Here is a 15631-nt window from a genome sequence, read left to right on the forward strand (position 1 = left end):
TAGAAAAATATCTTTAATGTGGCCCGGTTTTTACCAAAGCTAAATCTATAGGGGCTGCAACTTAGCCATAGCCACCACCAGCCATTTACTACCGGCATCATCGAAATTGACCTGCACCCGCGCACGTGGACCATTGCCTTCGAACTGTACTACGGTGCCTTCGCCAAACCTTGCATGCTCCACTCGACCGCCCAGGGCCAGTGGTGGCAGGTCATCGAAGTCCGGGGCCGGATCAGAGAACTGACCCACCTTACCGTAGTCCGCCTGATAGAGTGGTCGGGAAATTTCAGTTTTCAGGCGCACTTCGTGTACCAGGTTCGCAGGAATCTCACCGATAAAACGAGACGGGCTGTTATAGGTCTCGCTGCCAAACAGGCGACGGTTTTCCGCGTAGGTGATATACAGCTTGCGCATGGCGCGGGTAATACCCACGTAGCAGAGGCGTCGCTCTTCCTCCATGCGGCCGGGTTCTTGCGCGGACATTTTGTGCGGGAACAAGTTTTCCTCCACACCCGCCATAAATACCAGGGGAAACTCCAGGCCCTTGGCGGAGTGTAGAGTCATCAGCTGGACCGCATCTTCAAACTCATCCGCTTGGCCTTCACCGGCATCGAGGGCAGCACTGTCGAGGAACTGGTTAAGAAGAGGTATTTCCTCCTCATCTTCCTCACCCTCGGGAAGGTCCACACCGGTAAAAGAGCGACAAGCAGTCACTAGCTCCTGCAAGTTTTCCACCCGGGTCTGGCCCTTCTCACCTTTTTCTTTACCGTGGAATTCCAGCAGGCCGCTGGTTTCGATTACATCCTCGGCAATGGCGTCCAGCTCTTTATCTTCGGCATTTGCAGCCAGCTGGTTGATCAGATCCAGGAAGCTCTGCAAGGCATTACCGGCGCGCGCAGCGAGAACCCGCTGTTGCAACATCAGCTTGGCCGCCTGCCACAGAGAACAGCCCTGCTCGCGAGCAAAAGAGCGCACCATCTCCACCGTGCGCGCACCGATACCGCGCGTGGGGGTATTCACCACCCGCTCAAAGGCGGTGTCATCATTGCGGTTGCTGATCAGGCGCAGATAGGAAAGGGCATTTTTGATTTCCAGGCGGTCGTAGAAACGCTGGCCGCCGTAAATACGGTAAGGCACTTGCTCGCGCAGAAGGCCTTCTTCAAGTACCCGAGATTGGGCATTGGAGCGGTAGAGAATAGCGATACTGTCACGGCGGTTGCCATCGCGCACCCAGTCATTAATACGCTCGACAATAAAGCGCGATTCATCCTGCTCGTTATAGGCGGCGTAGACGGCGATGGGCTCGCCCTCATCGCCCTTGGTCCACAGCTCCTTACCCAGGCGACCGCTGTTATTGGCGATCACCGCGTTGGCCGCGTTCAAAATGGTGGAGGTGGAACGATAATTTTGCTCCAGTCGCACCGTCTGCACTTCGCGCAAGTCTGTGGAAAAGTGCTGGATATTCTCGATCTTGGCGCCGCGCCAGCCGTAAATGGACTGGTCATCATCCCCCACGGCGGTGATGTGGCACTGCTCCCCAGCGAGCAGGCGCAGCCAGGCGTATTGGATGGTGTTGGTATCCTGGAACTCATCCACCAGGATAAAGGGGAAACGCCGACGGTAGTGGGCGAGAATAGCGTCGTTATTCAGCCAGAGCTCGTGGGCACGCAGCAGCAGCTCACCGAAGTCCACCAATCCACCACGCTGGCAGGCCTCTTCATAGGCGAAGTAGATGCGCACCATGGTCTGCAGCCAGGGATCGGCGCCGGCATTAATATATTGCGGGCGCAGGCCTTCGTCTTTCTGCGCACCAATCCACCACTGGGTCTCCCGCGGTGGCCACTTCTTATCGTCCAGGCCCAGATCTGTCTGCACCCGCTTGATCAAACGCAGCTGGTCGTCGGAATCCAGAATCTGGAAATTCTGCGGCAACTTGGCCTCTTGCCAGTGGGCCTTGAGTAGCCGATGGGCCAAACCGTGGAAGGTGCCCACCCACATACCGAAGGTATTCACCCCCAGCAGCTCCTCAATTCTGGCGCGCATCTCGCGGGCGGCCTTGTTGGTGAAGGTCACCGCCATAATGGAGTAGGGCGAGGCGCCCTCCACCTGCATCAGCCAGGCAATACGGTGCACCAGCACGCGGGTCTTGCCCGAGCCGGCACCGGCCAGAACCAATTGATTGCCTGGCGCGGCAGCTACCGCTTCGCGCTGGGCGTCGTTAAGGGGGTCTAAAATCTGAGATACGTCCATGGGCGAAGATTGTACCAGAGCTGCTGTGCGAGACCTGTGTAAATAAACAGGATTTTGCCCCGGCTGACAATGCCAAGCCGCTCGCCAGCAGAGGGCGCAGCGGCTAAACTGCGGCATCTGGCATCAGAGAAGGTAGTCCTGTGAAACCGGCGGAAGTCACGCAAAAAATCAGCGAACAGCTGTCATCCATGCGCAAATCTGAGCGCAAGGTGGCGGAGTATATTCTCGCCAATCCCGACGAAATCATTCATATGCGTATCGTCGACTTGGCCACAGAGGCCCAGGTGAGCGAGCCCACCGTAGTGCGCTTTTGCCGTGCAGTGGGTTGTTCCGGCTTTCAGGAATTTAAGCTGAATCTGGCACAGCAACTGGCCTCAAGCCCCAGTTTCGGCCAGATTGCGGTGACTGAGACAGACACTATCGCCGAGTACAAACGCAAAGTATTCGACTCTACCGTAGATACCCTACTGAAGGTTCGCGACCGCATCGACGACCGCGCCCTGGAAGCCGCAGTGACCGCCATTGCCGCTTCCAAACGGGTAGAATTCTTTGGCTTCGGCGCCTCCGGTGCGGTAGCCGCCGATGCCCAGCACAAGTTCTTCCGCCTGCAGCTGGCCACCGCGGCCCATTCGGATCATCACATCCAAAATATGTCGGCCATGTCCATGCAGCCGGGCGATATCGTGGTGGCGATTTCGCAAAGTGGACGCACCAAGGCATTGCTGCGCTCCATGGGCATGGCGAAAGAGCAGGGCGCCCTAGTGGTTGGCCTCGCACCAAGCGGTTCACCGGTGGCACAGCAGGCCAGTATCCCGCTGGAAGTCGATGTGGAAGAGGATATCGAGATCTATACGCCGCTGTCCTCGCGGATCGCCCACCTGGTGGTGATCGATGTACTCGCCATTGGCGTTGCCCAGCGCAAAGGCCCCCAGTTGCAGGAACATTTATTGAAACTCAAACAGGGCCTGTACACATTGCGGGAAGACAAGCACTGAGGGAGCGGAATGCGGCACTAGATAAGGTGTCGCGCCCCCTCTACCATGCCTGCTGTATTCAGCGATCTATTGTCACCGCCAACAAGAGCCCCCAAATCGTCCCAGAGCAATTCCATGACATCCACTGCTTTATCCGCTGAGCAAAAGGCACCGCGCTGGCTGGTGGTATGGCTGGCGGCTCTGGTCTCCCTGACGCCGTTTTCCATCGACAGCTACTTGCCGGCCATACCGGCCATGGCCGGGGCGTTGGACACGGAGGTTGCGCGGGTTCAATACTCGGTTTCCAGTTTTTTATTGGGCTTTGCTCTCGGCCAGCTCTTCGGTGGGCCGCTCTCGGACCGCTGGGGAAGACGGTTGGTGGGCACTATCGGCCTGTGTATTTATATCGTCAGTTCGCTGCTGATCCTGTTTGCCGATCATGTAGACCAATTGATCATCCTGCGTTTTTTGCAGGCAGTAGGTGGGGGTTTTGCTACGGTGATTTGCGCGGCCATCGTGCGCGATCTGCACAGTGGGCGTGAGGCCGCCAAAATTATCTCCATGATCAGTACTATCATGCTGATCGCCCCCATGATTGCCCCGGTCATTGGCTCGCTACTGCTGACGCTGGGAGGCTGGCAAAGCATTTTTGTGTTTCTGTTGCTGTACGCCATCGCCATGCTGGTACTGGTGCGCTTACTGCTACCGGAAACCGTTTCGCGTTTCACCCGCGCACGACGCCAGTTGATGCCACTGGCCTCACTGGTCTCCACCTATGGCCAGGTTTTACGTAACCGCCGCGCCCTCGGGTTTCTCGCTACTCAGGCCTGTGTTAGTGGCTCGATGTTTATCTACATCACCACCGCGCCCTTTGTATTTATGGATTACTTCAATGTCAGTCCCAGCCACTTCCCGCTGTTTTTTGGCACCTGTATTTTGGGGCTCATCTGTATGGTGCAGGTCAACATCCGCCTGCTCAACCTGTTCCAGCCACGCAATATTTTGCTGATCGGCGTTACCTTGCAGATGCTCGGCTGTGGCTTGTTATTACTGGGTACTATGACGGGGATCCGAGAGTTAATCCTGTGGATGGTGCCGCTGGTGCTGGTGATGAGCTGTATCGGGATTACCGGGCCCAACGCCGCCGCCTGTTACCTGGAGTTTTTCCCCAAGATCAGTGGCAGCGCTAACGCCCTCTATGGGGCCACAATATTTATCACCGGCGGTGTGCTCGGCGGGCTGGTGAGTAGTCTGCACACAGGCACACTGGTTCCCATCGCCGGGTCCATGTTCGCCTGCGCCGTGGTAGCCCTGTTCTCCTCACTGGTCATCGCTCAGGCGCGCAACCCAATAGAATCGGATATACCGATTACCAGGCGCATCACTCCGCGCTGATACATACCTTCGAAATCAAGCTGCCTGGCTTTTTTCTTCTTGCAGAGCCTGCTGAACCGCCGGGCGCATTTCCATACGCTGCTGAAAAGCCTGCAGCCGGGGCCAGCGCGACATATCGAAATGCAGAGCCTTGAGCCAGCGGATAATGACATAAAGGTAGGTATCCGCCACAGATAGGGCGTCCCCCAATAGGAAATCGCTCTGCAACTGCTCTTCGACATAATCCATCCGACGCAGAATCTTTTCTTGAGCCTTTTTCTTCTCCTCCTCTGAGCCGTTCCAAAATAATGGCAGGAAACATTTATGGACTTCTGCACTGAGGAAATTCAGCCACTCCAACATGCGGTAGTGATCCAGAGTGCCCACCGGTGGTGCCAAGTCGGCGTCGGGCTTTTGCTCGGCGAGAAACTGCATGATTGCAGCGCCCTCAGTGAGTAACTCACCGCCCTCTAACTGAAGGGCTGGCACATAGCCTTTGGGGTTGACCCTGTGGAAATCATCACCATTTTCCAGGGTGTGCGTCTTCAGATCCACTTTGCAAAGATCCAGATCAATGCCCGCCTCTAGGGCGACAATATGTGGAGATAGGGAGCAGGCTCCAGGCGCGTAAAAGAGTTTCACGGTGATCCTCCCGAATGGATTGCGCGGCATCAGGCAGTCGCGGCAAAAGGCAGTATAGGTGCGCATTTGCAAAGTGCTCGGCACAAGTGCCGAATAGGGTCGACGAATGCCTGAGGTAGCCTCGGTAAGCCGCAAATCCCGCCCTAACCCATTCAGTCTATTTGGCGCTATTTTTTGCGAATCCAGTGATCCAGACTGAAGCGACCGGCCCCGGCACAGGCGAGGATCAGGAAGCCTCCGGCGATGGTGATGTTTTTCATAAAGCTCGTCATTTCACCGGGATCACCGGGGGAATAATGCACCATCCAGGCACTGGCCAGGCAGAAAAGAAAAAGGATCACCGCGGAGAAGCGGGTAAAGAACCCCAGTAATATCGCCAGCCCTCCAAGCAACTCCACAATAATCACCAGGGGAAGCAGTAGCGCGGGTATCCCCATGGACACCATAAAGGCCTCGGTCATTTTGTAACCGCCTATTTTGTTCCACCCAGCAAAAATAAATATCAGGGACATCAACACCCGCCCGACCAGTTTGGAGGTATCACATAACAATGGATGATTTGCCACGACTTCCTCTCTTGCACTTTTGCATTTGGTTTTACCAGATGCCTCCAGTGTAGTTGGGAAGCTACGCCTGAATGGAGGCTATGCCGAAAGCAATGAATTCAACGGAGAGAAACTTGCTCCGCAATAGATAGTCAGACGAACCAGAAATAAACGAATGGCAGTTTCGGCAGGCGCGAAAAAGCTGTTGTGGATATAAATCAAAAATGCGGTTGTGCCGCACCGAGGAGCCGTTACAATTGCGCGCCCCCAACCAGGGCGCAACCGGCGGTATCCACACCAGACACCCCTGTGCCCAGAGCCCTGTCAGGGAAACTCGAGCGGGCCCCTGCGCGACTACAATAACGGCACGCTCAGCAATTGATAATTTCGCCCCAAAAAAGCGCTGTAAGCCGCTGCTTTTGAGGGCTGGGCAGAGCCCCGCAATTCTTATCCCCTGGAGTCCACGCACGGCATGGAAGTCTATTACACCTTTTGTTTTCTTGCCGCGGTGTCGGTCTTTCTCGGCTTCCTAAACCAGTATGTGCTGCGCGCACAAACCACCATTGCAATCACGGCTGGAGCCCTGGCGCTGTCACTCATTGTTACCGGCCTGGGCAAATTGGGGGTGGTGGAGTTGCGCACCTGGGCGGACCAGTTGCTGCCGTTGCTCAATTTGGAGGATATCCTGCTCAAAGGGATGCTGGGTTTCCTGCTCTTCGCCGGCAGTTTGCATATCGACCTGTTGGAACTGCGCAACCAAAAATTGGAAATTGGCCTGCTGGCGATCGTCGGTACCCTGATTTCCACTTTTGTGGTGGGTGCCCTGCTGTACTGGTTCCTGATGTTGATCAACATGCCGGTGGCTTTCATCTATTGCCTGTTATTCGGTGCGCTAATCTCCCCCACCGACCCCATCGCCGTGCTGGCCATCATGAAAAACCTCAAAGCGCCTGAGCAGGTCTCCATCCAGGTGGAGGGGGAATCTCTGTTCAACGATGGCTTTGGCATCGTGGTGTTTGCAGTAATTTATGCCGTGGCTTTCGAGGGAGGCCAGCCAACGGTTCCTGCAGTGGCAGAGCTGTTCGCATTGGAAGCGGTGGGTGGCATTTTGCTCGGCCTGATTATCGGTGGACTGTTTCACTGGTTGATCTGCTGCACCGATGACCACAGCCTGGAACTGTTACTCACCCTGGTCATTCCCACGGCGGGATTCTCTCTAGCCAATATCCTCGGTGTCTCCGGCGCCCTGGCGATGGTGGTAAGCGGCATTATCATCGGGAACTTCACCCGCGAGCGCGGCTTTTCCCGGGTGAGCCAACACGAATTGGATAACTTCTGGAATATCACCGAAGACTTCCTCAACGGCTTGCTATTCCTGTTGGTGGGACTGTTCCTGATCACCATCGATTTGCGCCCGGCGGACTACTTGCTGATGGTCGCAGGCATTGTGATCGTGCTGTTGGCACGGGTAATGGCGGTGGGAGTGCCCTTCCTGTATTTAAAAAGGCGACGTCGCTATCACCCCTATACCAACCGGATACTGATCTGGGGTGGTCTCAAAGGTGGCCTGGCACTGGCTCTGGCAATGTCTATTCCCTCGGGCAGCGCTTACGTTCAGGGGCAGGATCTGCGTTACCTGTGGGTGGTCATGACCTATGGCGTGGTGCTCTTTTCTATTGTGATACAGGGCTCTACCATAGCGCCATTAATACGCCGCAGCCGCGAATTTGCCGAACCGGAAAGCGCGTCCGCCAGCGATCACCAACACACCATAAAATAGCGATAATCGATTGATGGAACACTCAAACTTCCTTGTTGAAGCGGTCATATTTATGGGAGCCGCGGTTATCGCCGTGCCTATTGCCACACGTTTGGGATTGGGTTCCGTACTCGGATACCTGCTCGCCGGGGTAGCTATAGGGCCCAGCGCATTGGGCCTGGTAGGGGATGCCAGCGACGAAATGCATGTGGCTGAATTCGGCGTAGCGCTGATGCTGTTTTTGATCGGCCTGGAGATGCAGCCTAAAAAGTTGTGGCAAATGCGTGGCGCCATTCTCGGCACCGGCAGCGCCCAACTGCTACTAACCGCCGCCGCCGTAGCCGGTATAGCGCTGTGGTTTTTCAATATGGGTTGGCCCACGGCTGTAGCGATCGGCTTGATTCTGGCCCTGTCATCCACCGCCATTGTATTGCAGTCACTCAGTGAGAAAGGACTCCTCAAGACCCAAGGCGGACGCAGTGCCTTTGCGGTGCTATTGCTACAGGATATCGCTGTAATTCCCATTCTCGCCCTGCTGCCATTACTCGCGGGCACTACCGCCGAGTCCCACGCTGGCGATTTGGAGGGCTGGGGGTATGCCGCTGCAGTTATCGGCACCATTGCCGCTTTCGCCATCACCGGCCGCTACCTATTGGGCCCTCTGTTGCGTCTGGTCGCCGGCAGCCAAGTGCGCGAAATGTTTACTGTTACTGCCTTGTTAATTGTCTTCGGTGCAGCAGCGGTAATGAGCTGGCTTGATCTCTCGCCCGCTCTAGGCACCTTCCTAGCCGGAGTCCTGTTGGCGGAAAGTGAGTTTCGCCACGAGCTGGAAGCGGATATTGAACCCTTCAAAGGGTTGCTGTTGGGGCTTTTCTTTATCGCCGTGGGCGCCAGTCTAAACTTCGCGCAAATCGCACAGAATCCGTTGCTGTTGTTCGGCCTGGTGGTGGCGCTGGTATTGGTGAAATTTGCCGTTCTATTTCTACTGGCCCGTTTTTTGCGCATGTCCAAAGGGGAGGACTGGCTGTTCGCTCTATCCCTGGCTCAGGCAGGGGAGTTTGGCTTTGTACTGGTGTCTTTTTCCATTCAAATCCAGGTGCTCGACGCCGAGGTGAGCAGCCTGCTCGTGGCATTGATTGCCCTGACAATGGCGCTCACACCGATATTACTGCTGGTATTTGAAAAATTTATCCAACCGCGTTTTCTAATCGGCCCTGAAGTCCCACAGGCAGTCGAGCACGAAACACCAATGGATTCCAATTCACCGGTCATCATTATCGGTTATGGTCGCTTCGGCCAGATCACCGGACGCCTGCTCAATGCCTGCGGTTTTAGCACCACCCTGCTGGAGCGCAACGCTGAACAGCTGGATCTGGTGCGTCGCTATGGCATTGAGGCCTATTACGGCGATGCCACGCGGGAAGACCTGTTGCGTGCCGCCGGCGCCGCCAATGCGCGTCTGGTGATTCTCACCCTGAGCGACCAGGCCGCGTCCCTGGAGATTGTCGCGCAGCTGCAAAAACACTTTCCGCACCTGAAGATTCTCGCGCGGGCACGCAGCCGCATGCATCAATACGCACTGATGGAGGCCGGAGTAAAATATATTTTCCGCGAGACCATAGACCCGGCCCTGGCGATTGGCGAGAAGGCCCTGGAACTTTTGGGACTCACCCCCTTACAGGCGCGTCGCGCAGCACGTAAGTTTAAACAGCACGACCAGCGTATGCTGGAGGCTCTTTTCCCCTACTGGCGCGACGAAGCGCAACATATCGCCCAGAGTCGTATTTATCGCGAGCAACTCCTGCAAGCCCTGCAGGAAGACCGTCGTGACAAGGATCTGCATCTGGATCATTACTGGGAAGAGGCCAAACTGGAAACAGAAAAGCCCTAAAGAATTTTGGCTAAGCACTTAGCATCAAGAAAAATCTGTTAAGTAAAACTATGTATTGGCAGAGAACATTCTCAGCGAGTCGGATTTAATCGCTACCTATTGGCGGCCATCAGCGGGATTGTGATCGAGTACAGCGATCACAGCCCGGCCTGGTGTGAGAGTTTCGCTCACATGGCCCTTTCCGCATAAATCTTTGGCCAATAAAATATCACCAGCTCTAAAAGTATGCTGCTCACCGGAACTCGTGGTTATTTTTACCTCTCCGGCCAAGTAAAAAATAAACTGCGCTCGTGGCGCGCAGTGCCAATCAAACACCCGATGCTCATCAAATTCACGAAAAAATAATTGTCGCACCTGAAAGGGTTCAGAATAGTCTCCAAGAGGTTCGTGGATTTTGGATGCTATTTTTTGCTTTTTAAAAGTAGATACACCATCCACACTCAGCAGCTCTATATATTCCATATATCTACACCTGAATCGCGATCATTGATCTATATAAGCCATAGAAATATTTCTGCCCATAGTCTATTCCTTGGAAATTAAACTGGCCTCAACCAGGTCTACTTCTAGTACTAACTTTCGGTGCAACTCATCATCAATTTCCCTGTGCACACGCAAATCAAAAAGGCGTTGCCGCTCGGCGGCAAGTGCCGCCAGACGAAAATTTCGCTCCACGCGTGCGCGTATCCATATGGTCTCACTAGTTTCATCATCACCATTAATTATGCGTCGACGGTATATTTCCAGCAGGTGATCAATCGCTTCATAAGCAATCTCTTTGTTTTTCCAGCGCCCGTCTATTTCTTTACGAAGACTGATCAGCCGTTGCTCCGCGGCTTTGGCAGCAGAAACCCTGGCCCCTTTCTCATCACCGATCGCCGCCAGGAGAGGAGTATCTGGTATATGCCTGAGCAAAAAGGGCAGGAATACACTAGCGACAAGCAGTGAAATCAGAATCACTCCCATAGCAATTGCCAGCGCCGCATCACGACCCGGCAGGGGTGAACCATCGGGTATTAGCAGGGGCAGAGAAAATGCCCCGGCCAGGGTGATTGCCCCACGCACTCCGGCCACACTCAAAATACTAACCAAAGTAAATTGGGTCGAAAGAGAAGGAATATTTCGACGAAAACGTGATAGGTAAAGCGACACCCATACCCAAACAAAGCGCAGTAACATTAGGACAAAAAATATAGCCAGGATATACAGCGACATCATTGCGAGCCCAACATCGTGGGCCCAGCTGGTATCGGAATCTATAAGCCGAACCAACTGTTCGCCCAAAAGCACGAAAATAATGCCATCAAGCACAATTTGCACCGTACTCCACACCGCGTGACGATCCATGCGGGTGGTGGATTTTTCCGAACCGTGAAGGCTGGTGTAATGCGTGGCAAACCCCGCAGTCGCGGCAGCGAGGATCCCCGATACACCAACACTCTGAGCGGCCTGGTAAGCAGCAAAAGGAACCAGCAGGCTTACCAAAATCTGAATAGCCGTATCTTCACCACTGAGATGGACCAGCCAGCGCAACAGATAACCGCAAATAAAAGCCACTCCCGCGCCAATGACTACTCCGCCTATAGCAACCCAAAAAAACCCAGTCACCGCTTGTGAAAAAGAAAAACTACCTGTCAAAGCCGCAGCCAAAGCAATGCGAAAAATATCCAGCCCAGAGGCATCATTAAATAGCGATTCTCCAGCAAGAATATGTTCCAGTCTCGGCGGAATATTGTTGCCCCCTTGCACGACAGATACTGCTACAGGGTCCGTAGGTGCGAGTATTGCCGCTAAAGCGAAGGCCATGGCAACCGGCATAATCGGTAACAACCAAGTAATGAAAAAACCCATTCCCACAACAGTAAAAATCACCAATCCCACAGCCAGAGTTAGGATTGAACCCAAGTCTCTAAAGAAGGCCCCCTTGGGAATACGCCAGCCCGCCAGAAAAAGTAATGGCGGAATAAAAAGCAGAAAAAATATTTCCGGGTCTAAGGGTATTCTTATGCCAAATACAGATCCCAGTAGAACACCACCCAGGATTTGAATAAGAGGTAGGGGAATCGGAAAAGGCAAAACACGCGCGACAATCAAGCTGAGCGCCACTACCAGCAGTAACAGCAGTGCAACAACGAGATAATGCATCGCCCACTTATATTCCTGTGAAAGACCGCACACCGCAGTTTTCAACCCGAATTATCGGGTCAGTTATTCGGCCAGTATAGGAAATAAGTTTTCCGGGTAATGAAATAAAGCGAAAGTCAATACAAGGAAATATTAGTAGCGCCTGTTTAATGTCACAGGTGCCAAAGCATCAGACTGTATGCTTTTAAGCAAATTTTCCGCATTTATCTCACCAAACTTTTGGCCCAGAGTGGTTTAATTATTCCTTTATCAATCAATTCCGACGGCCCATTTAGCAATTTATGTTGCGTCTCCATATCCTCTTTTTCAAAGAGTGAACGCGAAAAAATAAACTCCCAGAGGTACTTTTCTGCTAAAACGCCAATAGATCCAGATTTTCAAGATTATCAATGGGGGCAGTTTTTCTTTGCGGCTCAATACACTTTACGACTTCCGCCAGATGATCTTCGTTGTTAGTCAAACTAACCACGTAGTCCACCAGAAATACTGGCGCTCGCAAGCTCCTCTCTCAGTGGCTTGCGGTGATTAATAACATAGTGCACTCCCAGATTTTTTAGCCATTGGATCCTAGATTCTCACAATAACCGACACACTTGGCGATAGCGAAGGAGGCCAGCTGGTTGTAGGCTAGTAAGCTTCCACACAAACAAGCCAGGAACCTCATGGGAACCCGTACCAACCAGCTGACCTTGAAAGAACGATACCAGATTGAGGTCCTTAATGGGCAGAACTATTCAGCCCGAGCCATTGGACTACGCCTCAATAGATCCAATAAGACTATCTCTCGTGAGCTTGGTCGTTACAGCCCTTACTGTGCCGAGAGTGCCCACCGTCAGGCACTGCAACGACGGCACGGAGCTATTAAACATACCAAGCTCGACTTTGCCATGCAGGTACAAATCGACCACCAGCTGAAAAATGCAAGTCCTGAACAAATCGCTGGGCGAATGCAGCTTGAGAGGTGTGCGAAAACGGTTAGTTGTTCAACAATTTACCGCTGGGTCAGTCGACTTAACTGGAGGTCACGTCTGCCAAGGAAAGCCAAACCTTATCAGAAACGGGCAGGTTCCGAGGCAGGCGTAAAGCTTATTCCAGAGCGCATAGATATTGATCAAAGACCTGCGATTGTCGATGAAAACACTGAGATCGGTCACTGGGAAGGCGATACAGTTTATGGTCAAGATGGCTATCTGGTGACACTGGTTGAACGAGTTTCCAAATTATTGCTCACTCGCAGAGTCCCAAATAAGAGCAAGAAAACAGTGAGCCGGGCGATCAAGCAAATGTTGAAGCCATATCAGGCCATCTGTAAAACCATCACCTTCGATAATGGAGGAGAATTTGCAGATCATCAATCGATTGCGCAGAAGCTAGGATGCAGAATATATTTTGCGAAACCTTACCACTCTTGGGAACGCGGGCTGAACGAAAACACTAATGGCCTTTTGAGGCGCTTCTTCCCAAAAGGAGTGGAAATTGGCAAGATACCAAAAAGCCGTATTGATGACGCAGTGTTTCGAATCAATACTCGACCTAGGAAAGTACTAAATTACTTGAGCCCGCTGGAATTTTTGGCGGGTAAACGTGTGTCACTTATGTTGGCAATCTAGGGATGGTCTCGGTATACGAAGCGCTATCGATGACTGTGAGATCAGTCAAACGGTGGACTAATTGAATCAGAGTGGCCGCCACGCCACCAGCAGCATCGATTACCAAACCCAATCACAAGATAGAAATTTGTCACAGGCTCTCTTATCGATTGACGCTTGCCAACTATCGAATAGCAATCCCCAAAGGTGATGTCGGTGAGAGGCAAGGCCGCAGACTCAGTATCGCTGAGGCACTTTGGCGTAAATCCAGTAATTGGTTCATCGACCTGCTGGCACTGCGCATTACTACATGAGCGGGAAATACCCCCCGCGTACTAAACCCGATCACCCACAGAGAGCTGGCTTACATCGGCGCCAATTGCTTTGATTAGCCCAGTGACATCTAAGCCGAGAACTTTTCATTGTCCCTATCAGCGCTTCTAAGCAGCCTCAACTCTTTTACACACCTTGGTACCCACAGGATTGACCGAAACTGCATGTACTTCTACCAATAAGTCACGGCCTGAGATCTGGATTATCAGCAGGGAAATACCTTGTAGGGAATGCTCATAAGAAATAGGGAAGGATTGTTGATAACCTATGACCTCCATCATGAAATAGCTTCCCTTGTACACAGTTTAAAAGGAGTTGGGTCATTTGAAGGGTGGTTATCCACAGAAATACACGTTTGAACATGAAAGGGAATTTAAAGATTAGCTAAAAGACGAAACTTTGAATAACTTTCAATTAACTTATCCACTGTGAAAAATCACAGCTCGGGCAAATTGAAGTCTGTGGAAAACCATTAGGAAATAGTCGAGCCCCCTAAAGGGTTCCTCCATGCTGCAGCTTTATAGGTTTGTGCCCAATCAGCTATCTAGAAAATCCCGCAGCAGAGTATTGAACCTTTGAGGTGCTTCGAGAAATAAAAAGTGACTGCCACCATCTTCGGCCTCGATAATTTCCAGGCGAGAACCTCTGATTTGCTGATGAATCCACTGCTGGCATTCCACCGGGTGAGGGCTGGCACGACCGAAGGCAATCAGGGTGGGCTTTTTAATATGGGGGATAAAGTCACGCCAATCACGGGTGACATTATCGATAAAGAGCCGTGCTGCCAGGTCGCGTGGAAACTGCAGATTGACCGCAATTAGCTCCTTCCTCTGCCTCGGGGTCATCGCAGGAGTCACCATAGACATCAGTATGTTGCGGGTGGCTTCCTCCGCTTTGGAACTGCGCAACTGGCCCGTGAACTCAAAGAGTTGTTCGGCCGTGAGAATTGCGCCTGCCTCCAGTCGCTCTTGCTCAGACCAATAGGGCTGGGCCAGTAGGGCGGCGGGCTCATCGATAAAAACCAGTTTGGAAACCCCTGCATCGCCAAACATTTCCAGGTAGCTCCAGATCACCGAAGCACCAGCCGAGTGACCAAGCAAATAGAGAGGTTGGGGAGCCAGGGCGCTAATTATCTCCTGCAGGTCCTTCGCCAACCGGGCGATACGGTAGCCGTGCAGGGGTTTGTCCGACAGACCGTGACCGCGCATATCCAGAGCAATCACCCGATAGCGATCACTCAAGCCAGAGAGCTGGCACTTGAACAGGGCCGCCCCCTGCGACCAGCCGTGCAGGATCAGCAGGGTGGGACCAGCCCCGGCACTCAGAAAGCTGAGCCTCACTCCATCGGATGTGGTGAAGTTAAAGCGCTCTGCGGGTTTACTCATAAGCTGTAAGTTAACAATAATGTTTCATACTTTCACCAAGCTAACTTATTGATTTTACAAGGGTAGGTTTTTCGCAAAAAAGTTAAAGAATCATACTTTCCGTTTGTGATATGCATGTTCATCTTAAAAACCTGACAATAAATTATCATACTTTTAATATTGAGAACCTCTTTGCATGTACGGATGCTGGCCCGACTCCCATAGGTTGTTGAGATCTTCGCTAGCTGAATCCATTATCAGTTACTAGGGCTATAAGCTCAGTGCCTCCCAGATCCCCCGTTGGACGAAACGCAGGCATTGATAACCATGATTTGTATCTTAGTACTCTTCATGCACCATCATTTGTGATAAGTGTGAGTCATAGACTGAGCTTCTATGACTCACTTTAAGGGTGCTTTATGAGTCATAGATGCAAAAAGCCTCCATCGCTCTATACACAGAAGGAACTGGCAGAAGAGATCGGCGCGACGCGACGGGTCATTGCCTATTACGAGACCGAGAGCGAACACCTGCTGGTAGACCTGGCGCAGGCCCTAAAGGTCAGCACGGACGAGCTACTCGGTGTAAAGCCTGTGAAGAAGATCAAGCAGCCAGATTCCAGATTGCTGCGACGGATACAGCAGATTGAGAAGCTGGACGCCGCCACCAAGCGGCAGGTGATTCAGGTGATCGATACGTTTATCGAGAATGCCAAGCTGAAGAAGCAGGCTTGATAGGCTATAACGACAAAACCCCGGCAGGGTA

The 15631-nt window shown here is 52.7% G+C and carries 14 protein-coding genes; 7 read left to right on the forward strand and 7 right to left on the reverse strand.

The features are described 5' to 3' along the window. Nucleotides 1-45: 45 nt before the first annotated feature. Nucleotides 46-2250 (reverse strand): DNA helicase II, encoded by a 2205-nt coding sequence (uvrD, locus tag FIU95_RS20150; protein WP_152455941.1) that lies wholly within the window; start codon nucleotides 2248-2250, stop codon nucleotides 46-48. Nucleotides 2251-2390: 140 nt separating this feature from the next. On the opposite strand from uvrD, the gene hexR reads away from it, so the two are divergent. Together hexR and FIU95_RS20160 are read left to right on the forward strand one after the other, a co-directional pair. Further along, nucleotides 2391-3245: a transcriptional regulator HexR gene (hexR, locus tag FIU95_RS20155; RefSeq protein WP_152455943.1), complete on the forward strand. Its 855-nt coding sequence runs from the start codon at nucleotides 2391-2393 to the stop codon at nucleotides 3243-3245. A gap of 114 nt (nucleotides 3246-3359) precedes the next feature. Continuing rightward, the gene (locus FIU95_RS20160) at nucleotides 3360-4619 is read left to right on the forward strand and encodes a multidrug effflux MFS transporter (protein ID WP_152455945.1); all 1260 of its coding nucleotides are present in this window, start codon (nucleotides 3360-3362) and stop codon (nucleotides 4617-4619) included. A gap of 15 nt (nucleotides 4620-4634) precedes the next feature. Here the strand turns inward: FIU95_RS20160 and gstA are convergent, their stop codons facing one another. Then, complete coding sequence (gene gstA / locus FIU95_RS20165; protein ID WP_152455947.1) at nucleotides 4635-5240, reverse strand: glutathione transferase GstA; 606 nt, start codon at nucleotides 5238-5240, stop codon at nucleotides 4635-4637. A gap of 167 nt (nucleotides 5241-5407) precedes the next feature. Beyond that, nucleotides 5408-5806, reverse strand: coding sequence for a DoxX family protein (locus FIU95_RS20170; RefSeq protein ID WP_253868763.1), 399 nt, complete (start codon nucleotides 5804-5806; stop codon nucleotides 5408-5410). Between the two features lie 451 nt (nucleotides 5807-6257). Here FIU95_RS20170 and FIU95_RS20175 point away from each other — a divergent pair, with 451 nt between their 5' ends. Both FIU95_RS20175 and FIU95_RS20180 read left to right on the forward strand, forming a co-directional pair. Next, nucleotides 6258-7565: a sodium:proton antiporter gene (locus tag FIU95_RS20175; RefSeq protein WP_152455949.1), complete on the forward strand. Its 1308-nt coding sequence runs from the start codon at nucleotides 6258-6260 to the stop codon at nucleotides 7563-7565. 13 nt (nucleotides 7566-7578) lie between these two features. Further along, nucleotides 7579-9435, forward strand: coding sequence for a monovalent cation:proton antiporter-2 (CPA2) family protein (locus FIU95_RS20180; protein ID WP_152455951.1), 1857 nt, complete (start codon nucleotides 7579-7581; stop codon nucleotides 9433-9435). Between the two features lie 96 nt (nucleotides 9436-9531). Here FIU95_RS20180 and FIU95_RS20185 read toward each other — a convergent pair whose 3' ends face one another. Then, nucleotides 9532-9897, reverse strand: coding sequence for a cupin domain-containing protein (locus tag FIU95_RS20185; protein ID WP_152455953.1), 366 nt, complete (start codon nucleotides 9895-9897; stop codon nucleotides 9532-9534). A gap of 63 nt (nucleotides 9898-9960) precedes the next feature. After that, a complete protein-coding gene (locus FIU95_RS20190) occupies nucleotides 9961-11580 on the reverse strand; it encodes a Na+/H+ antiporter (protein WP_152455955.1) in 1620 nt (539 codons plus the stop codon). Nucleotides 11581-12242: 662 nt separating this feature from the next. On the opposite strand from FIU95_RS20190, the gene FIU95_RS20195 reads away from it, so the two are divergent. Then, nucleotides 12243-13190, forward strand: coding sequence for an IS30 family transposase (locus FIU95_RS20195; RefSeq protein ID WP_152455957.1), 948 nt, complete (start codon nucleotides 12243-12245; stop codon nucleotides 13188-13190). 71 nt (nucleotides 13191-13261) lie between these two features. Further along, complete coding sequence (locus tag FIU95_RS20200) at nucleotides 13262-13483, forward strand: hypothetical protein (protein WP_152455959.1); 222 nt, start codon at nucleotides 13262-13264, stop codon at nucleotides 13481-13483. A gap of 126 nt (nucleotides 13484-13609) precedes the next feature. Here the strand turns inward: FIU95_RS20200 and FIU95_RS21265 are convergent, their stop codons facing one another. Both FIU95_RS21265 and FIU95_RS20205 read right to left on the reverse strand, forming a co-directional pair. Beyond that, nucleotides 13610-13783: a hypothetical protein gene (locus tag FIU95_RS21265; protein WP_172975469.1), complete on the reverse strand. Its 174-nt coding sequence runs from the start codon at nucleotides 13781-13783 to the stop codon at nucleotides 13610-13612. A 255-nt stretch (nucleotides 13784-14038) separates the two neighbouring features. After that, nucleotides 14039-14887 (reverse strand): alpha/beta fold hydrolase, encoded by an 849-nt coding sequence (locus FIU95_RS20205; RefSeq protein ID WP_152455961.1) that lies wholly within the window; start codon nucleotides 14885-14887, stop codon nucleotides 14039-14041. 398 nt (nucleotides 14888-15285) lie between these two features. Between FIU95_RS20205 and FIU95_RS20210 the strand changes: the two genes are divergently transcribed. Beyond that, entirely contained in the window at nucleotides 15286-15600 is a 315-nt protein-coding gene (locus FIU95_RS20210) for a helix-turn-helix domain-containing protein (protein ID WP_152455963.1), read from the forward strand. The last annotated feature ends 31 nt before the right edge of the window (nucleotides 15601-15631 follow it).

This window comes from Microbulbifer sp. THAF38 (genome assembly GCF_009363535.1).
Lineage (GTDB): Bacteria > Pseudomonadota > Gammaproteobacteria > Pseudomonadales > Cellvibrionaceae > Microbulbifer.